Source organism: Marasmitruncus massiliensis (genome assembly GCF_900186535.1).
GTDB lineage: Bacteria > Bacillota > Clostridia > Oscillospirales > Ruminococcaceae > Anaerotruncus > Anaerotruncus massiliensis_A.
On record NZ_FYDE01000004.1, the window covers coordinates 833,811 to 853,024 of the forward strand.

Annotated in this window: 15 protein-coding genes; 9 read left to right on the plus strand and 6 right to left on the minus strand. The window is 49.5% G+C overall.

What is annotated here, in order from left to right; genetic code table 11:
* Positions 1-94 precede the first annotated feature (94 nt).
* On the plus strand, positions 95-2,026 hold the full coding sequence (locus tag C1A10_RS07875) for an endonuclease MutS2 (RefSeq protein WP_101909725.1): 1,932 nt from the start codon (positions 95-97) through the stop codon (positions 2,024-2,026).
* Positions 2,023-2,163 carry a hypothetical protein gene (locus C1A10_RS07880; RefSeq protein ID WP_180951046.1) on the plus strand — a complete coding sequence of 47 codons (141 nt, stop codon included), beginning with the start codon at positions 2,023-2,025 and terminating at the stop codon, positions 2,161-2,163. Before C1A10_RS07875 ends, C1A10_RS07880 begins: the two co-directional genes overlap by 4 nt.
* A gap of 97 nt (positions 2,164-2,260) precedes the next feature.
* On the opposite strand, the gene C1A10_RS07885 is transcribed toward C1A10_RS07880, so the two are convergent.
* The 3 genes from C1A10_RS07885 to C1A10_RS07895 are packed head-to-tail and all read right to left on the minus strand — an operon-like array spanning position 2,261 to position 5,533.
* A complete protein-coding gene (locus tag C1A10_RS07885) occupies positions 2,261-3,256 on the minus strand; it encodes a 2-dehydro-3-deoxygalactonokinase (RefSeq protein WP_101909726.1) in 996 nt (331 codons plus the stop codon).
* Complete coding sequence (locus C1A10_RS07890) at positions 3,253-3,903, minus strand: bifunctional 4-hydroxy-2-oxoglutarate aldolase/2-dehydro-3-deoxy-phosphogluconate aldolase (protein ID WP_101909727.1); 651 nt, start codon at positions 3,901-3,903, stop codon at positions 3,253-3,255. Before C1A10_RS07890 ends, C1A10_RS07885 begins: the two co-directional genes overlap by 4 nt.
* Positions 3,904-3,937: 34 nt before the next feature.
* Entirely contained in the window at positions 3,938-5,533 is a 1,596-nt protein-coding gene (locus C1A10_RS07895; protein WP_101909728.1) for an N-acyl-D-amino-acid deacylase family protein, read from the minus strand.
* Positions 5,534-5,766: 233 nt separating this feature from the next.
* Between C1A10_RS07895 and C1A10_RS07900 the strand changes: the two genes are divergently transcribed.
* The 4 genes from C1A10_RS07900 (at position 5,767) to C1A10_RS07915 (ending at position 9,611) form a co-directional block, all read left to right on the plus strand.
* Positions 5,767-6,879 (plus strand): hypothetical protein, encoded by a 1,113-nt coding sequence (locus tag C1A10_RS07900; protein WP_101909729.1) that lies wholly within the window; start codon positions 5,767-5,769, stop codon positions 6,877-6,879.
* 41 nt (positions 6,880-6,920) lie between these two features.
* Positions 6,921-7,310 carry a RidA family protein gene (locus C1A10_RS07905; protein ID WP_101909730.1) on the plus strand — a complete coding sequence of 130 codons (390 nt, stop codon included), beginning with the start codon at positions 6,921-6,923 and terminating at the stop codon, positions 7,308-7,310.
* A gap of 33 nt (positions 7,311-7,343) precedes the next feature.
* Entirely contained in the window at positions 7,344-8,852 is a 1,509-nt protein-coding gene (locus C1A10_RS07910) for a sodium:solute symporter family protein (RefSeq protein WP_101909731.1), read from the plus strand.
* 87 nt (positions 8,853-8,939) lie between these two features.
* On the plus strand, positions 8,940-9,611 hold the full coding sequence (locus tag C1A10_RS07915; protein ID WP_101909732.1) for a helix-turn-helix transcriptional regulator: 672 nt from the start codon (positions 8,940-8,942) through the stop codon (positions 9,609-9,611).
* A gap of 258 nt (positions 9,612-9,869) precedes the next feature.
* Here C1A10_RS07915 and C1A10_RS07920 read toward each other — a convergent pair whose 3' ends face one another.
* Entirely contained in the window at positions 9,870-11,249 is a 1,380-nt protein-coding gene (locus C1A10_RS07920) for an SLC13 family permease (protein WP_101909733.1), read from the minus strand.
* 143 nt (positions 11,250-11,392) lie between these two features.
* On the opposite strand from C1A10_RS07920, the gene C1A10_RS07925 reads away from it, so the two are divergent.
* Positions 11,393-12,307, plus strand: coding sequence for a LysR family transcriptional regulator (locus tag C1A10_RS07925; protein ID WP_180951047.1), 915 nt, complete (start codon positions 11,393-11,395; stop codon positions 12,305-12,307).
* A 70-nt stretch (positions 12,308-12,377) separates the two neighbouring features.
* Here the strand turns inward: C1A10_RS07925 and C1A10_RS07930 are convergent, their stop codons facing one another.
* Together C1A10_RS07930 and C1A10_RS07935 are read right to left on the minus strand one after the other, a co-directional pair.
* A complete protein-coding gene (locus C1A10_RS07930; RefSeq protein ID WP_101909735.1) occupies positions 12,378-13,838 on the minus strand; it encodes an FAD-dependent oxidoreductase in 1,461 nt (486 codons plus the stop codon).
* 35 nt (positions 13,839-13,873) lie between these two features.
* Complete coding sequence (locus C1A10_RS07935) at positions 13,874-15,583, minus strand: UGSC family (seleno)protein (RefSeq protein WP_101909736.1); 1,710 nt, start codon at positions 15,581-15,583, stop codon at positions 13,874-13,876.
* Positions 15,584-16,109: 526 nt separating this feature from the next.
* Here C1A10_RS07935 and C1A10_RS07940 point away from each other — a divergent pair.
* Both C1A10_RS07940 and C1A10_RS07945 read left to right on the plus strand, forming a co-directional pair.
* Complete coding sequence (locus C1A10_RS07940; protein WP_101909737.1) at positions 16,110-17,219, plus strand: TAXI family TRAP transporter solute-binding subunit; 1,110 nt, start codon at positions 16,110-16,112, stop codon at positions 17,217-17,219.
* 88 nt (positions 17,220-17,307) lie between these two features.
* Positions 17,308-19,206, plus strand: coding sequence for a TRAP transporter permease (locus tag C1A10_RS07945; protein ID WP_101909738.1), 1,899 nt, complete (start codon positions 17,308-17,310; stop codon positions 19,204-19,206).
* Positions 19,207-19,214: the final 8 nt, after the last annotated feature.

The following is a 19,214-nucleotide window of genomic DNA, read 5'->3' on the forward strand; positions in this document are numbered from 1 at the left end:
TTATATATTGAGATTTTGTCCGCAGGGAGCATTCTGCACTTTTACAGGTGCGGTATGTCTTTGCGGGCATTTTATTTTTTGTGAGGAGATCAAAATGAATCATTATACGACTCTTGAATTTGATAAAATACTTGAAAAGCTGGCGGAAAACGCACTGTCCGAGACGGTGAAAACACGTTGTCTTGCGCTGAAACCGTCATTAAACGAGACTGAGGTAAGGCGCTGGATGGATGAAACAACGCAGGCGAAGCGTATGATCGAGCAGATCGGAACGCCGCCGCTTTCCTCCATGTCGGAACTTCAGAAAGTCATTGGCCTGATTGCGATAGAAGCCATGCTGACGCCCGATCAGATTACGCATGTCTCATCCTTTCTTGTGTCCTGCCGGAGAATGAAAGCCTATCTCAGGAAAGCTGAGGCAACAGATTTGAAAATAGCGTACTACGGTGGGTCAATCAACGAACTTGCGGAGCTCGAAAACGAAATCGAACGGTGCATCAGAAACGGTGTCGTGGACGATAAGGCATCTACCCAGCTTGGCGATATCCGGCGGCAGATCATGATTACCACCGATCAAATGAAGGCAAAGCTTGACGCCCTTTTGCGGAAAAACAAAGCCTGGTTTTCGGAGGACTTTGTCTCAATCAGAAATGGCCGCTATACCCTGCCGGTAAAGCGCGAACACAAGAACGATGTTGCCGGCGCTGTGATCGAGATCTCCAATACCGGAGGAACCTGCTTTATTGAGCCTGTATCCGTCAGCAAACTGGAGGCGGAGCTTTACAACCTGAAAATCGAGGAAGACAGTGAAGTCAGGCGCATTCTATATACCCTGACAGCGCTGATCAGTGACTATCTTCCCGCTATCAAGCTGAATATTGAGACAATGGAAACGCTTGATTTCCTCTTTGCTAAAGGAAAACTGAGTATTTCCATGAAAGCATCCCCTGTAGGTATCAGCACCGGCAGGAAGATTCAAATTAAAAACGCGAGGCATCCATTGCTCGATCCAAAATCCGCGGTGCCCTTAAACTTCGAAGCCGGAAATGAAATTTCAGGGGTGATTATCACCGGGCCGAACACAGGCGGCAAGACTGTCGCGCTGAAAACAGTCGGGTTGCTTTCCCTGATGGTGCAGAGTGGACTGCATGTCCCAGCAGATGGTGACAGCAGTTTCTGCATGCGCAATCTGGTCCTGTGTGATATCGGCGATGGGCAGAGTATAGCGGAAAATCTGTCTACCTTTTCATCGCATATGAAAAACATTATAGAAATATTAAAGCTGGCAAATAAGGAGTCCCTTGTTCTGCTCGACGAGCTTGGCTCCGGAACGGACCCGGCGGAAGGGATGGGTCTTGCAATTGCGGTTATGGATGAACTCTGCGCAAAAGGATGCCTGTTTGCCATAACGACTCACTATCCGGAAATAAAAGAATATGCGGCCAATAAGCCGGAGCTGGTCAATGCACATATGGCATTCGACAAGGAGAGCCTTATGCCGCTTTATCGCCTTGAAATCGGTGAGGCCGGCGAGAGCTGTGCGCTGTATATTGCACAAAGGCTGGGAATGCCCATGCAAATGCTGAAACGTGCGCACGAAGCCGCATATGGAAATTTAAAGGAAGAGAGTTGGCCGGCATCATCGCAAAGCATCGCTGCTTTCGACAAGGCCATCATGGCACCTAAGATCATCAGGCAGAAAGATACGGCGCCTGCGGCACAGCCGCGCAGCAGCAAATTCAACATCGGAGACAGCGTAATGGTTTATCCCCAGAAGGAAATCGGAATTGTTTACGCCCGCTCCAATGAGAAGGGAGAAATCGGGGTTCAAATAAAGGGCGTGAAAAAGCTGATCAGCCATAAACGCATAAAGCTGCATGTAGCAGCCAGCGAGCTCTACCCGGAGGGCTATGACTTCTCCATTGTATTTGACAGCGTGGAAAATCGAAAAGCGAGGCGCATTCTGGAAAGACGGCATGAGGAAGGAAATGTGGTCATTATTAAAGAAGGGGAGAATAAAAGATGAATCCAGTTATTCGACCGGAAAATGAGGGCGATTACAAAGAGGTGGAAAATATGACAAGGGAAGCCTTTTGGGATATCTACCGGCCGGGCTGCGACGAGCATCTTTTTGTTCGTAAGCTCAGGAAAGTTCCTGCATAAGTAAACCTGCAATGCAAGTATTTTAAGTTTGCATTGCAGGTTTACGGCTATTTAGGCATATATTTGGCAGAAGTGGAGCCCGGGCTTGACGTGAAAGCTATTTGTCTCCTGAACAAAAATTCTCTGCCAGACTGATCATTCCCGCCACAGAAAAGGGCTCTGCAGGGGAAGTCTCGGCTAAAGAAATTGTAAACTGCGGATATGCCGGGTTCACAGCGGTGATGATATCGTACTGCCTGCGGTTGCCTGCTACGGCAATGTGGGCAGGTGTGCCTTTGGTGATGGTGGAGATGCCATGCATGACTCCGGCATTCAGTACGCCTTCCAGGTAGGAGCGGCGTTGCGCCAAGGTCGAATCGGAAAACAGTTCCATGGACCTTACAATATATAACGCCCGGTTGAACCCATACTGTTCAACGTTCCGGACTCCCTGCAATACCTGCTCGGGGTCAAGCGGCGTATTTCCTTCACCTTCCACACTTGCGCCAATAATGCTTTGCTTACAAACAGCACTATATAACTCCCCGGTTACATTGGAAAGAATATCGTCAATTACACCGTCGGTTAAAAACAGAACCTGAGTGTGGGACCCCGGTAAAACAACAATTACCCTCCCTTTTTGAAGTTCAGGATATTGGCGCAATACGCCAAAGACCTCGATTTCTTCCCCTCGTACGTTGTTGACTCCCGCAACCGTGTCTAAAGTTGCCCTGACACCGCTGGGGATCGTTTTAAGCCCGGGGACAATTTTTATTTTTCGTCTGAAATAATCCATTTCAGGATGTTCAACCACTTTTTTGGACAGAGCTGCGCAATCAACAGGCGTGGGCACATGTTCAATTTCCACCATTCCGCTGGGACACGAAATCATACCCGACATCCAGATTTCATCAATATCGGAATCCTTAAGCTTGTTTTTTTCCAGGAGTACGTCGTACAGTTCTTTCAATGCGCTTATCAAAACCGCACGGTTTCCGGCCAGCGCCGAATCGCGTGAGCCAACTGCGCGGGATGCACGATCCAGCGTACGGTTGTCCTGCATGAGATAAATGCGGGTATTCGACGTACCGGAGTCAAAATAAACACGTATCATTTGGATGCCCCGCTTCCGGCCTTTTTCCTGTATTTCGCAGCCAGTTCCGTAATTTTTTTATAGTTACCTGTGCGGATGGCCTCGTTGTCCACGATATTAGAGCCGATACCGACACTGCATACTCCGGCGTCAAAAAAGTCACTGATGTTTTCAAGGTTAACACCGCCCACCGCCGAAAGACGGATATGAGGCATAGGTCCGCGCACGGCTTTTATATAATCTGGTCCGACAGTGCCGGCAGGGAAGACCTTTACAATATCTGCCCCTGCGACATGGCAAGCCGCGATTTCCGTAGGCGTAAACGCCCCTGGTATCGTAACCAGCCCCATTTCATGCGCCATACGGATCATTTGGATGTCTGTCTGCGGGGTAAGAATAAACTGCGCTCCCGCATCCCTTGCCGCAATAAGCTGCTCCTCTGTCATCACTGTGCCCGCGCCGACGCACATAGAGTTGCCAAACTCCGCACAGGCCTTTTTCATCATTGCGGCGGTTGCTTCCGCTTCTTTGCGCTGGTCGAACGTAATTTCAACCAAATTCAATCCGCCTTCCCGCAGGGCTTCCATGGTTTTGAGAATCTGCTCTTCTTGCAGCCCGCGAAGGATTGCAATTACCCGGTCATTTAGAATTTGAAAAATGGTACTCATAAATGCACTTCCTTATCCCGTCAAAAGTAATGATCTATTTTCTGCGAAGCACTTTGCCTGCACCGGTATGAATGAAACGGTCGTGGTCATTTGCAATTTCCCCGTTGACCAATACATAGCTGAATCCGGTACCCAGTCCGCGCGGATTGACATAGGTCGCGTTGTTTTGTAACTGATTCAGATCAAACACACATAAATCCGCATCATAACCTTCCTTGATCAGGCCTTTCTCCGGAATGGAAAGCACTTCGGCCGGCGCCCCTGTGATTTTATGGATTGCCTGCGGTAAGGTGAGGAGCGGTTTGTCCCGAACGTAGTCGCAGAGAAGCTTGGGAAGTGTTCCATACTGACGCGGATGGGGCATTCCGCCATCGGGATAGATAGAATCCGAGATCACGCAGCTATACGGATATTGCAGGATTGTTTCGATATCTTCTTCACAGACAATAAAGTTTACCATGGAAATGTCGCAGTCTTCCTCAACCAGCATATCAAACGCACAGTCATAAGGATCTTTCCCTTGAAGTCTTGCTATTTCGCTGACCCGCATTCCCACATATGGCTGATTTTTTGCAGTATGTACGGTTGTGATCATGATAGATTCCCAGCCGACGGAGGCCAGAAGGTTTTCGAACCGAGTCTGCTTAACCTCCAGAATTTCCCGGCACTGCCGACGCAATAGAGGGTCTTTTAAGCGTTCAATTGTCTTTTCCATCCCGCCCTCAAGGTATTCAGGCGGCAGCAGCTGGACAAGCTGGGTGGACCCCGCTGTCCATGGATATACGTCGCAGGTAATGTTCATCCCCGTATCGCGCGTGCGGTCAAGCAGTTCGGTCGCTTTTGCAAGCAGGTGCCCCCAATTATGCCGTCCCACGCATTTGTAATGGCTGATATGCAGAGGAACATGCAGCCGCCGCGCGATTTCGATCACTTCCTCCAGCGATTTGACCAGCAGGTCGCCCTCCCCGCGGATATGGGTTACCAGCGGTATCCTGCTGTCCCGGATCGGCTCAAGCACTTCTACAAAGCCGTCGATATCATACATCGTTTCCGGCATATAAACAACGCCCATCGACACTCCGAACGCACCGTTGCTGAGAGCGTCATTTAGATATGCCTGTGCAACCGCCACCTCCTCTTTACTCATTTTCCCTTTTTCAAACCCTTTGGCGGCCATCCGCAAAGTTCCGTTCCCAATGTGCATTCCAAAATTGATCGGGAGCTTTTCGTGCTCCAGTACCCGCAGATATTCCGAAAAGCTTTCAAAATGTCTGTCCTGTGGCACGGAACCGATAATCGGTTTCAGATAGCTGAAAATATCCGGTTTCCACTTCTCAGGGCAGGGAACGATACTCAGCCCGCAGTTTCCGTTGATTGTGGTAGTGATGCCCTGCCTGAGCTGAATTTCTCCAAACCCCTTTTTAAAAACAAAGGCATCGCTGTGACGATGCATGTCAATAAACCCCGGGGTTACATACTGTTTTTGTGCGTCGATTACCTGTTTGGCTTCCGCTGTGATCTCAGCGGTAATTTTTTTGATTTTCCCGCTTTCTATCGCAATATCCGCGCTATAAACTTCCGCGCCGCTTCCGTCAACAATCCTTGCATTTTTGATCAGAGTCTCAAGCATAGTTAACACCGCCTTTTTAGAATAACTCTAATATAGTAAAGTTTTATACAAAAATCAACATTTTTTTTAATCATTAAAATAATATTGTTAAAACGGATAAAAAATGCATCAATTTTTGACTATTTAAACAAAATAAAAAAATAATATTGACATTAGTTATAATTAAAACTATAATTACGCTAACAAAAATTTTAATAATTAAAAAAATAATCAATAAAGAAAGAAGAAAAGCCATGAGTATCTATGAAGAACTCGGTGTTCCGACGATCCTGAATGCCGCAGGCACCTATACTGTTCTGGGCGGCTCAAAGATGAGCAAACAGACTTTGGACGATATGGCCGATGCCGCCGGCAGTTTCGTACAGATTCGCATATTGCAGAAGGCGGTCAACTCTGCGGTTGCAAAACTAACCCGAAACGAAAGCGCCTATATAAGCAACGGTGCTGCAACCGGCCTTTATTTATCCATTGCCGCGGCAATTCAGATGCACTTGGGAAAGAAATTTTACTACATAACGAAAGAGGAAATCGCCAAAACCAACATTGTGATGTTCAAGGCCCACAGAAATCCTTATGATCTGGTGATTGGGCATCTGGGCACTCAATACAGGGAACTCTCATTCCCGAATATTATTTTCCCGCCTACGGAAGAAGACCTGCGGATGGCTATTGACGAGAATACCGCTGCCGTCTACTATGCGCAAAGCGGATGGGTTGCCCCCGGTTATCTTCCCCTGGACAAAACAATCCAAATTGCGGGAGAAAAAAACATTCCAGTGATCGTTGATGCCGCCGCGCAGCTTCCGCCGGTGGAAAACCTCTGGAAGTTCACTGAAATGGGGGCTGCAATCGCTCTCTTCAGCGGCGGAAAAGATTTAAAAGGTCCGCAGGCCAGCGGATTAATGGTAGGCAAGAAGGAACCGATGGACATCGTTTCGAGCATCGGTTTCCCAAATTACGGGATCGGGAGAATGATGAAAGTGGGCCGGGAAGAGATGGTGGGCCTTTATTCCGCAGTCAAGCAATATATAAGCCTTGACCATCAGGCGCGCGGTAACTGGTGCGAAGTACAGGTTGAAAAATTTAAAAGAGCGTTTACGGACAGCAAGACGTTTCACGCCGTCCGTTCCTACCCTAATGAAGCGGGCCAGCCGATTCCACGTGTTTTTCTTGAGATTGTTGACGAAAAAATGACCCCAGAACAGGTGCACGATTTCCTGCTGGCCGGAAATCCATCCATCTACGCGAACAGCGATGGGCTGAACGGTATCTTTATCAACCCAATGTCGCTGGAAGAGGGCGACAGTGATGTGATTATTAAACGTCTGCTTGAGTTTTCATGCTGAAGCGGCGTCTATAAAATAAGAAGATAGTGAGGCTATGCAAAATGGAACCAGCGAAAAAAATCCCAAAGGGTGCACAGCAGCATGTGACTGCCGGCCCTTATTCCCCAGTTTTGGAAATTGAATGCTCCAAGCTGATTGTCATATCCGGTCAGGCGTCGATCGGCCATGACGGCTCGGTTCTGGGCAACGATATTGCTACCCAGACAAGGAACACCCTTTTAAATTGCCGAAAACAGCTTGAAAGCGCGGGATGTACGCTGGAAGATGTTTTCAAATGTAATGTTTATATGGTAAATCTGGATGAATGGGATGTGATGAACGAAATATACCAGGAATTCATGCCGGAACCTCGTCCGGTGCGTACGGCGGTGCAGACAAAGCTCCTGCCTGGTATTTTAGTGGAAATTGAGATGTGGGCGGCAAAGAAATAACCATAAAAAACTGAATATGAGGAGGCAACAGAAATGGCAAATGCAAACGCGACCTTTTTCATTATTGGCTTCATCGGGTATGTGCTGCTGATGATTTTTATCGGCTGGTGGTGTTCCCGCGGAAAAACCAGTGGAAAGAACTATCTGACTGGCGGCGGCCAGATGCCCCTGTTTCTGATTTTCGCGACAATGGGAGCAACCCTGATCGGTACCGGCTCTTCCATTGGTGCAACCGCGAACGGGTTTAAAAACGGCTGGGGCGGCTCGGCCTACGGACTTGGCGCCGCGCTCGGTATCTGGGTACTCGTCGCTGTTGCAAAGAAGACAAAATTGAGATCGAAGAACTTTGTCACAATGGCAGAAGAAGCGCAGTATCATTACAACGGGAACTACAAGGTCAAATGTGTCATGAGCGTTATGATGTATGTCATTGAAATCGTGTGGCTGGGTAACCATATCAATGGGGGAGCTACCTATCTTTCTTACATAACCGGCCTTGATTTAACCGTTTCAAAAGTCATTGCTGTTTTAGCATTTGGAGTTTATGTCATCATCGGCGGCTATCTTGCTGTCGTCTGGACCGACTTGATCCAACTCATTATCCTGGTCGCTGGTTTCCTCGCGATTACTGCAATTGCAATTCCATACGCCGGCGGCTGGGGTGCCATTGCTTCTACAATTCAGGCAGCAGGGAAGGGTGGAAATTTAAGCTTCTACGGGATAAATTCTATGGGAGGCATGGCTGTTTTTTCCTTGATCTTCTCGATTGCCATTCCCTGCTTGGGCACACCTACCTACAGGATGCGTATTTACACATCCAAAGACGACAAAACAGCCACCAAGGCACTCAACCGATCGGCATGGCTCCTTCTCATTTTCTCGCTATTCCCGGCGATCATCGGTATGGCAGCTTTCACAATCGCAACCCAAAACGGGGCATCTGCTGTTCTTGAAACCCCTGATTTCGCGTTTACTTATATTGCAACGGTCGTGCTGGGCCCCGTGCTCGGGTTACTGTTTATGATTTCCGGTTTGTCGGCGACGATGTCTTCGGGAGATTCAGACGCAATTGCCGGAGTCACGATTCTCATTCAGGATATCTATCCGATTTTTACAGGGAAACAGCTGGAAGAAAAAAAGGTTGCACTCTGGTCGCGTATTGCTACAGTATTAACTCTTGCAGGTGCTTTCTTAGCCACTCTGTTTGCCAAGGATGTGATGGGATACATCAGCAATGTAATTGGTTCAATCATTCCCGGTGTTTCCATTGCGATGCTGCTGGGAGCCTGCTGGAAGCGCGCAACATGGCAAGGGGGAATTGCCTCCGTCATTTCGGGCACTGCGTTCGGCGTTGCTTTTCTTGTTATTCCGGCATTTAAGGCTTTCATTACCGGAATTTTTACAGGTCCCGCGATTCCGGCCACATTAATTGCCCTGGTTGTGGAAGTCATCGTTTCTCTCTGTACCAAAAATGAACTTATGACAGAGGAAGAAAAGATGGCTTGCGTGGTTAAGTCACGCGGTGCTGTAGTAAAAGCATAATATTTTTATACGCAATCAATCAAAATATGGTATAATAGTGATAACCGGTAAATCGGTTATCACTATTTTAATTAAAAGGGAATTTTTATGAGTTATGTATCGGACAATTTTGAAGTTCTGAATGGGATCATTCGCTGCATTGCAAAAGAATTCGGGGTCAACTGCGAAGTCGTTCTGCACGACTTGACGCTTCCTTACGACCGTACAATTGTAGCAATTGAAAACGGGCATGTAACGGACCGAAAGGTTGGCGACTCGGGCACCAATATCGGCCTTGAGGTCTTGCGGGGAACGGACGAAGGAGACGACCGCTACAATTATATCAACCATACCAGGAACGGCCGCGTTCTCCGCTCTTCCTCCAAGTACATTAAAAATGCAAGAGGCACTGTTGTTGGAAGTATCTGTATCAATTTCGATGTTACAGATCTGATTATGGCTCAGCGCAGCATTCAATATCTTGCCAGCCTCGGCGGTGAGGATTCGACAAGGGAAGTGTTTACTTCAAATGTCGATGAACTCCTGGATGTATTAATGCAGGATACACTCAATGTGATTGGAAAGCCTGTCGCGATGATGACTAAGGAAGATAAAATTGCGGCTGTACGCTATTTGGATCAAAAGGGAGCGTTCCTGATTAAAAAATCGGTTGATCGTGCTTCCGAATTTTACGGGATTTCTAAATTTACCCTGTACAATTATCTGGATGCCGGTCGGGAGGACGCAAAAGAAACGTCAAAAGACGATTTTCAGGACTGAATGTGTTGTAACAGTCCATGATCGGCGCATAGGTTTGAACCCTGCATTTTTCTGCAAAGAACCTGCATAGGCAGCATGTCTATGCAGGTTCTTTTTTGAGAAATTAAAACGTGTTACAATATCAGGCTTTTTTAACAGTCTTATAACCGACCGCATGGGCAAATTTTTATGAATTGCCCACAATTGCCTTAGCGGCGCAGTTCATGTATAATAGCTGTAGTAATTAAAACCTGCCGGTAGATGTGGCGGGCCGTTTTGTTAGATAAGTCCCAGCAGCATCCACCAGAGCACTTCAACCGCAATGGTGAAAAACGCGATTATGAAAAGCGGGATGCTGAACCGAATGCTTTCCTTTTGAGTATACAGGCCGTTTTCTTCTCCCATTCCCACCAGAATACTCATATTCTGGAAAGGGAAAACGTAGTGCAGAACAATCGCTGTCAGTGCCCATAAGGCGGGCACCAGCGGATTGATGGACATGCCCGCTGTATAGGTTAAAAATGCAGGGACCGCTACCCCCATAACGGCAATGACACTGCCCAAAAGCATGTGGATCATGATTGAAACCAGCCCCACAAATGCAGCGAATAGGAAGAGATTGGAAGGGGCTGAAGACGGGAGCAGTGTCGTGGCAATCCAATGATTCATGCCGGTGACCGCGCCCACTTTGCCTATCGATATTGCTGCCGTGATAAACAGCAAAACATGGACCGGGACTTCGCCCCAGGACTTTGCGGTAAGCAGCCCGCCTATGCCGGGCATGGACATGAGCATAGCAATCAGCAGGGTTATCCAGCCGATATCGATTCCGTGCAGACTGTCGGTCACCCATAGGAGCACTGCAAGGAAAAGCCAGAAGATGGCACGGAACTCTTTTTTCGTCAGCCTTCCCATATCCGCCAATTTCTTTTGGGCTGCTTTTTTGTCAATCGTAATAGGCTGGCTGGGCCGGAATACGAGTAGAATGGCAATGCAGGTGAGGACGGCAGCCACAGCGCACGGGAGCCCCATAATCTTCAGCCAGCCGAACCACCCCAGCTCCACTCCGGCATACTGAACCACAAGCGGATTGATGGTGCTGTCACCGGTCAAAAAGATGGTGGAAATAGGCACAGAAGCCGCAAACACCGTAAAGCCGATGGAAATGGCGTCCCGGCGTGATATTTTTGCGTTTTGGATTACCTCCGTCATGACAGACATGATTAAAAATGCCCGGGGCCAGGGGTGGGGGATGATGATGCTCAACACGAAGGTCATGCAGAATATGGATACGATGACGCTCCGGTAAGAATGCATAAACCTGACAATGAACCAGTAGGCAATCCGTTCGCCCAATCCGGAGTTTTTGACTGCTGAGGCGATTAAGTAGGCTCCGATAATGAGGTACATTGTGGTTCCGGTCCAGGAATAGAATACCACCGAAGGCTCAGCCACTTTGAGAATGACAAACAGAGCCAGAAGCAGGCCGGAGATATATCCGGCCTGAGCCACCTGGAAGGCCCAGAGGATTACGGTCATAACGGTCAGAGCCAGACAGGCCTGCCCCTGATGGGAGAGCCCGTTCAGCGGGACGAAATAGAGCGATAACGCCGCTGCAATTCCTGTCATAAGTCCGATGATTTGCTTTTTACTTGACATCCATTCACAACCTTTTCCATTGTTGATTGCTCTGTACGATGGGCAGCGTGCAAAGCAGGCTGGCTTCCCCTATCTGTCCAGACCATGATTACTTTTCGAATATCTAACTGTGGTGCGAATGATCCATGAAGGAGGAGCCTGCCTTGACACTTCAGCAACTGGTATTTTTCACGGCGATCCATCAATACGGAAGCTTTACCACTGCTGCCAATGAGCTGTTCATCTCCCAGTCATCGCTTTCCAAGCAAATCATTTCGTTGGAAAAAGAACTGGGTATTGAACTGTTTGTGCGAAATACCCGGCATATTTGTCTTTCAGAAGCAGGGGAACAAATTCTGCCCCATGTGCTTTCTATCGTGGGGAAATACCAGGAAATGAAAAATTGTGCCGCTCTGGTTGAACAAAGTGCGCAAGGAGTGATAAAGCTGGGCGGGGTTCCGGTTCTGAGCATTTACGGTATTACCCACGCTCTCCTGAAGTTCGAAACGCTGCATCCCGAGTTCAGTGTTGAAATAGCAGAGACGAAAACGAGCTATATTTTAAGCCGGTTGGCCGCTTGTTCACTGGATATAGGAATCGTTCGCCTTGCATATCCTTTGGAATACGATTCCGGCAGCATGCTGGTGATACCGCTGGTGGATGATGAACAGGTGCTGGTGACATCATCGGATCATCCCTTTGTTCGGCGGGAACGTATTTCTTTGGCAGAGGCAATGGGAGAAACCTTCGTACAGCTTAATTCCGACCCTGTGGTGGCGGCACACCATATCCAACAGATTGAGTTGATGCTTCCCGATGTGACACTGCACCTATCGAATATGAAGATGGACTCCATCAAGCAGTGTATTTTGCAAAAGGGCTGGGTATCACTGATGATGCGTGAGGTAGCGCAGGCTGCTTTTTTGCCGGAAGCGCACATTGTTTTGTTGCAAGAACCACTGCGGCTGACCCTTTGCGCTGTCTTGCGACGGGAAGATCCCAACCCAGCCTGCCAGGCTCTGATCAGCTTTTTGACAACCTACTTTCGGAAGAAAACCATATATCCACAGAGCTTTTGACTGGAGCCGTTCCAGTACAGGGGCCGCTTTCACAACTGGAAAGCGGCCCCTGTATTTTTATGCAGGACTTTTAGCGTTCGGGGCACTCAAACAGCACGGCACCCTGATCCAGCAGCATCTGCTGCAGCTGAGCGACATCCTGTTCCAGCGCACGTGGGGTGACGCCTTTTTGAATACACAGCCCGGCGGCGGTACCGGCAGCCTGGCCGGTAACCATCGTCTGGTGCAGGTAGCGCAGATATGCGGGCCGGTCGGTGGAAACACACTTGCCGGCAGCCAGCAGGTTATTAACCTTCTGCGGAACCAGGCAGCGATAGGGAATGTCATAAGATCCGCCGTCCTTGGGCCAGGACATGCGCGGGTCGTCAACATTTACATTCAGCGTATTGACATTGGTCACATGATATCCGCCCGCTTTAAAGGAGCTCTTGCCGATGGTGTCGGCAAACTGCCTGCATTCGGCCACATCCTCTCTGGTCAGGACATAGTCCCCCACGATGCGCGGGCCCTCGCGCAGACGAAGTTCTGTGCAGACCTTTGTAATATAGGCGTTCTTGAAGCCGGGCACATAATTCTTAAAGAATCTCCAGGCAATCAGGTTCTGCTTGCGGCATTCCACCATGCAGCGGGTCAGATCCCAGGCGTCGGTGGGCAGGGAGTGGTCCCATTGGGAGGAATGCTGGAAGTGAGCCTGAATGTGGCCGCCTTCTCTCGGGGTCAGGAAAAAGCCTACTCCGGAATAGGGATGCCAATCTCCGTTTTTCATGGCCACATTGCGTAATTCGTAGAAGCCCATCAGTTCGCCAAGCTCGGTAATATCGTGGCATTTGCTGTAAACATCCATGATAGCCTCGTGCGTGCCGTCGGTGTAAGGATTGAGCAGCTGCTTAAATGAGAACTGTTCGGGATGCGACCGGACGTAGGTCAGCAGTTTCTCCCAGTCAACGCCATCCACAGTGAAAGCCAGCGTATGAGGCTGGATTTCGTCCCGGCCGACGCAGCCCATTTCGCAGCCGGCCTGGGCGGAGACATAGCCCTCTCCGGTGCAGTCGATGACGATTTTGCCTTGGATTTCATTGCGCCCGTTGGCATTCTCAACCACGATGCCGGTCACAGTATCCTCCTCTTTAATGACACCGACCACCAGGGTGTCCAGCAGCAGCTGCACGCCTTCTTCATCCATCATTTCGAACATCAGCATGGTCCACCATTCGGGGTCGACGTAAGAGAAGGTGAACCCCGCTTTTTCGCGGAAGGGGTAGCGCTGATGGGGCAGGGCGTGTCCCGTCTTCAGCAAACGCCGGTGGGTTTCCTCCACAATGCCGCCCACATCTCGTTTGCCCTGGGGGTTGAACAGGCGGGCATAAGCGAATCCCGGAGGGCCGGAAAGGCTCATCTGCCCTCCCATGGTACCGGTACGCTCCACCAGCAGGGTTTTCGCGCCGGTTCTTGCCGCGGCGATTGCCGCGGCCACGCCGGATGTACCGGCGCCACAGACGATTACATCATATTTAATATCGTATCCGTTCATAGGAAATTCCTCCTTTGATCAGTCGGGTTGTACTTCTATACCCGTTTAAAGTTCTCAATGGATCTGGCAGTTTCACCGTTTGGCAGTCGGAGAGCCTCTACACAGCCTTCACTGTGCAGCGCCCAGGGCAGGATAACGCCGGAATGGCCGCCGCGTCCGCCGATCGTCACAACCTCTACGTCTTTTGGGAAACGGGTAACGGGTAATGGATGGCGGTTGGCCCATTCTTTTGGACGCACCGGTACCAGGCCGCGGTTGCGTACCATGGGAACTTCATGATACACATAGGTATGAATGTGTTCCTGAATCATCTCTTTGGTGTAGCCGGCTTTTTTCAGCATCATGGCATGGTCGGGGGTAAAGCAGACTACCAGCGGCCCGGGCATGTAGGCGTTATTGGAACCCAGCGTGGTGCAGCAATGGGTGATCGTGTCCAGAAGATCGTGGCCGTCGAGGCTCAGGAAGTCGATAATGTCATGCAGCGGCTCCGCTTTGAGCAGATAGACCGTAGTCGTATCGGAATCAAAGCGATCCTCGTTGATCATGTTCCACTGTGCCAGCTCCGGTTCCTCGGCAAAGCAGTAGGTGAATTCAGCCTGAGAAGCGATGCAGTCCAGATCGCATACGCCGGGGACAGTGCGGAGCACATTCATCAGAACCAGGTTGATGGCGCGGCCGATCGTAGCATTGGCCGGCCAGCCGGGCCCCTGGCAGCCCTGTTTGCCCGAAACGCCGATTTCCTGGGCAATGGGGCCGGATACAATGCAGAGGTTGCCGCCGGGATGTGAGGTGGTGACCGACTGGTTGAAGTTGTAAAGCGGGCTGTTGAGCGCCTTAAAAGCCGCTACGAGTACCGGTATGGATTTTGGAGTGCAGCCCGCCATAATAGCGGCAATTGCAACGTCTTTGACGGTGATTTCCTTGCCGCTGGGGCCGGATGGATCAACCAGTTTCAGGTTTTCATCCCAAGGGCAGTATTCCATCATTTTTTCATAGCGCCGGTTGGTTGGCGGAATAATAGGCAGGCCATCGCTGATATGTTCGGCATTAAAGTAATCGTTGATTTCTTCCATATAAGCGCCGGGTTCTGTCGATTTTTCCTCGCGGTACTCCGGCAGGAAAGGCAGATAGCCATCTTTGGCAGGCGCAACTTTATCCATCTTCAGGTCGATGTAAGCGAGTTTTTTGAGTTCTTCGCCGTTGGTTGTCAGAGAATGGAGGATATAATCCCATTTCAGGTCTACTTGAGCCGCGACCTCTTCTACGGTACTGGCCTGGTAGATATCCACCGAACACAGGCACAGGTTTCCAGCGCGGTAAACGCCTACCCCTTCGGTGATACCGGTTCCCGGAGGGGCTGTCATATACACAGCCGGGATGCCCAGCTTCTCCAGCGCAATGGTTACCACAGTGGTGGAAGAAGAGGTACCCATATCGCCAAAAGCAACTATAGCGGCAGTGGGCTTCTCCTGGGCCAGCATGGATGCGTATTCGTACAGTTTTTCGGAATTTTTGCCGCGGACAGTTTCCGTATACTCCACAAAATTGGTAATACCCAGCTCGGTAAAGTGCTTTTTGATCTGATCAAACACTGTATAGTAATTGCAGAACCCGAGTTTTGTGTTGTTATAAAACAGGATTTTTCCCTTTTGAAGCTCTTCCAGGGTGGGGCGCTTGGCCAGCTGGATTACTTCTCGTTCCTGATAACCGCGGGGATCCAGCAGCGCATTCAGTTGCTTATTCATATGTTTCTCGTCTCCTTTACTTAACAGCTTCGTTCCTATTCATGTTCATGGTTTGCGGTGCGACGCTTTTGCTACTTTTATCCTAAATCGAGCGGATTCATTTTTCAATTCACTTTACTGAACGGCTTATGCCAAAACAGAATAATTGAAAGAATGGCTTCTTCATTTCGGATCTAAAGCTGTTTTGGAGAGGGACTATCTTGTGAATAGATACTAAATTAATTTAAAATTGTTTTTAATTTATTCCATTTTAAACTAAATAAAAGCTAAAAATGAATTGCTTTCCTGGAAGTCAGCATGATAGACTGAAACCACAATATTGCAGTTTCCTGTTTTCAATGATTGCATTGCGACGCTTTTGATTGGAAGATGAAACAAGGCAGGATTGCGTAAATGTCTTTCTAAAGTAGGAAAGTGGCAGGCAGGTTTTTTCGCCAACCATCACTCGGCATGGAAAAGCCGGATTGTTCAGTTCGGCTTTGCAACAATGGGATGAACAACAAAGATTATTAAAGGAGGCCTTTTTATGATCAAAAAAGTGATCGCCCACAGTATCATGCTTTCAATGCTAGTTGTTTGCCTAGGCGGATGCAGCTCCTCCAAACCGCTTCCTTCCGACAGTAATACGGATGCCGGCAACTCTGAGGGCAGCCAATCAACTTCCAGTGGGGCATCCACATTGGTAAAGAGCGTAAATATTGCATCTCAGGCCGTGGGAACTTCCTACTACGCGCTGGGAACCGGTATTGCCAAGATCATAACTGAAAATACTCCTATTCAGGCGACCATTCTTCCGTATGCGGGCCCGGATGCCTGGATGCCGGAGCTGCGGGATGGCACCATCACCCTTGAAATCGTCTCCTCTATGGATATGTACTGGGCTTACAGCGGAACCGTCAATTACACCGAACCTTATGATGAGACACGTCTGCTGCTGAGTGGAAACTGGTCCAATCACTGCACGATGACTGTTCTGGAGAGTTCAGGCATTACACAGGCGAAAGATCTTAAGGGGAAACGTATCGGCTATGAGTACGGCGGGAATAAGCTCACGGTAAATCTTGTTGACGCTGCGCTGGCGGCTGTTGGCCTTTCCATCGATGACTGTGTTGCCGTGCCGTTGGCTGATCTTTCCAGCGCTCAGCGCGCATTGCAGGAGCGCCGGGTAGATGCGATCTTTACCGGGTCCAATACCACTCCTTCCTCGGTTCAGCTGGATGAGTCCATCGGCATCCGGGTTTTGCCTTTAGGTGATCTGAAACCTGCCGACATTGCCAATGGCGTGCCGGAAAACATTCAGGCAGTCCTTGACCAATATGTTCCCGGCGCTGTGGCGCGTGTCTGCTCTGCCGGCGGTACAGTGAAGGAGGATACGGTGCTTACCACTTATCCGATCCAGATGGGCGTTTCCACAAAGTTGAGTGAAGATGATGTTTACACAATTATGAAGGCCATTTATGAGAATTATGCAGAGCTGGCTGACGTGCATGCCTGGGGCACGGAATGGATTCCTAAGAACTTTGTGATTGAACATTTCAGTGTTCCTTATCATGACGGAGCAATAAAATTCTATAAGGAAGTCGGCCTTTGGACCGATGCTGCGGAAGCTACTCAGGCAGCGCTGTTGGGCGTATGACCTTCTGCCAAAATAGTCTCTATTCGAGCCGGATGCTCGGGTTTACCGTTCGTCCTGCCAATTCTGATTGAGAGATAAGAGGTATATTATGTTTAACAAGCTTTTTGAAAGGGTACGCTGGTATTCCTTCCCGGCCATTGCGATTATTGGCCTTATGATCATCATTGATATACCGTCCTACTTTCGACTCTCCATGTATACCGAGCAATATTTGGGCATTTACCTGGCCATGATTTTGTTTGGTACCTTTGTATCCAACCCCTATAAAAAGGGGGCCGACTTTACAGCCGTGGATTTGGTTTTAGCCGTTCTGTCCCTTGCCGCCGGCCTGTACATTACAGCTGCTTACCCGTCTATTGCTGTGAACATGGGGGTGGCCACCACGGCACGCACGATCTTTGGCATCATTGCGATTCTGCTGGTGCTGGAAGGCCTGCGCCGTTCCATGGGCATTTCGCTGATGCTTGTGTGTATCGTTTTTTTGCTTATCACAAAATTCGGAGAATTTTTACCGGGTATTCTGCATAGCCGCCCGTTTACGCTGCCGAAGATGGTCAGCTATATCTATGTGGACCCCAACAGTCTGATGTATATGCTCAGCTTCGGGGCTACGGTGGGTGTCGCTTTCATTTTCTTCGGGCAGGTCCTGCTGCATTACGGCGGCGGAAAATCCTTCATTGATTTCGCGCTGCTGTTTTGCGGAAAAGCCCAGGGCGGCAGTGCGAAAACGGCGGTGGTAGCCTCCAGTCTGGTGGGTACCATTACCGGCGCGCCCATGTCAAACGTTCTGCTCACCGGCAGTGTTACCATCCCCATGATGAAAGAAGCCGGATATCCTCCGCATATGGCGGGCGCAGTGGAGGCTGTGGCTTCTTCCGGTGGTCAGATTATGCCGCCGGTCATGGGTATTGCGGCATTCATTATTGCTGAAACACTGGGTGTTTCCTATTCCAAGGTAGCCATGGCAGCGCTGTTTCCAGCCATTCTTTTTTACTTGGCCACTTTTGTACAGGTACATATGGAAGCGGGGAAAATGAAGCTAAAGATGATACCCCGCGAACAACTTCCCAAACCCAAGGACGCCTGGAGCAATGGCTGGTTCATTATTCCGCCGATTGTGGTACTGCTGATTTGCATGTTTAACCTTGGCCTGCCAGCCGCCATTTCGGCGATTATTGCAAGCGTTGTAGCGCTGCCCTGCCTGGCTGTGAAAAAAGAGAACCGGACCCACTTCCTGAAGCAGTTTATTGGCGCTTTAAGGGAGTGCGGCGACCTGATGATCGGCATCGGTATTGTGATGGCGATGGCAGGTATCGTAGTCGGCTGCATTAATGCTTCCGGGCTGGCGTTCAACTTAAGTCTGGCGCTGACAAGTCTGGGGCAGAGCAACGTTTTGCTGCTTCTGATCTGTGCCGCGCTGGCGTCTCTGGTGCTGGGAATGGGGATGCCTTCCGTTGCAGCCTACTCGTTAGTGGCCATCTTAGTGGCCCCTTCTCTCATCGAATTTGGGATTCCTGCCATGGCGGCCCATTTATTTGTGTTCTATTTTTCAGTCATTTCCAACATCACACCCCCGGTAGCGGTATCCTGCTTTGCGGCTGCGCCGCTGGCGGGAGCCAATCCGACCAAGGTGGGAACCACGGCTTTCCGGTTGGCGATTGCGGCATATATTGTGCCGTTTGTATTTTGCTTTGAGCCTGCCCTGATCATGGTTGGCGCACCGGGTATGATCGCACTTAACTTTTTACTGTGTGCCTATGCTATTTTCAGCGTATGCATTGCTCTTTCCGGCTATTGGCAAAAAAAGGTCTCCATGCCGCGCCGCATATTGCTCTGCGCAGTTTCTGCAATCATTTTGTGGCCAACCCATCTCTTTATCAATCTGGGTGGGGTTGTGCTGCTGACTGTTCTGCTTTTCCCCGATATGCGTCTTTCTTTTGCTAAAATGTATGAGCGGCATCAAGCTAAGAAAGTTGCTGTCAGCTGATTTATATT

Bases quoted from the DNA above. Each gene is read 5' to 3' on its own strand.
- C1A10_RS07915 (WP_101909732.1), top strand. From the start codon at position 8,940: ATGAGTTATGTATCGGACAATTTTGAAGTTCTGAATGGGATCATTCGC.
- C1A10_RS07940 (WP_101909737.1), top strand. From the start codon at position 16,110: ATGATCAAAAAAGTGATCGCCCACAGTATCATGCTTTCAATGCTAGTT.
- C1A10_RS07945 (WP_101909738.1), top strand. From the start codon at position 17,308: ATGTTTAACAAGCTTTTTGAAAGGGTACGCTGGTATTCCTTCCCGGCC.
- C1A10_RS07910 (WP_101909731.1), top strand. From the start codon at position 7,344: ATGGCAAATGCAAACGCGACCTTTTTCATTATTGGCTTCATCGGGTAT.
- C1A10_RS07895 (WP_101909728.1), bottom strand. From the start codon at position 5,533: ATGCTTGAGACTCTGATCAAAAATGCAAGGATTGTTGACGGAAGCGGC.
- C1A10_RS07905 (WP_101909730.1), top strand. From the start codon at position 6,921: ATGGAACCAGCGAAAAAAATCCCAAAGGGTGCACAGCAGCATGTGACT.
- C1A10_RS07885 (WP_101909726.1), bottom strand. From the start codon at position 3,256: ATGATACGTGTTTATTTTGACTCCGGTACGTCGAATACCCGCATTTAT.
- C1A10_RS07875 (WP_101909725.1), top strand. From the start codon at position 95: ATGAATCATTATACGACTCTTGAATTTGATAAAATACTTGAAAAGCTG.
- C1A10_RS07930 (WP_101909735.1), bottom strand. From the start codon at position 13,838: ATGAACGGATACGATATTAAATATGATGTAATCGTCTGTGGCGCCGGT.
- C1A10_RS07920 (WP_101909733.1), bottom strand. From the start codon at position 11,249: ATGTCAAGTAAAAAGCAAATCATCGGACTTATGACAGGAATTGCAGCG.
- C1A10_RS07900 (WP_101909729.1), top strand. From the start codon at position 5,767: ATGAGTATCTATGAAGAACTCGGTGTTCCGACGATCCTGAATGCCGCA.
- C1A10_RS07935 (WP_101909736.1), bottom strand. From the start codon at position 15,583: ATGAATAAGCAACTGAATGCGCTGCTGGATCCCCGCGGTTATCAGGAA.
- C1A10_RS07890 (WP_101909727.1), bottom strand. From the start codon at position 3,903: ATGAGTACCATTTTTCAAATTCTAAATGACCGGGTAATTGCAATCCTT.
- C1A10_RS07880 (WP_180951046.1), top strand. From the start codon at position 2,023: ATGAATCCAGTTATTCGACCGGAAAATGAGGGCGATTACAAAGAGGTG.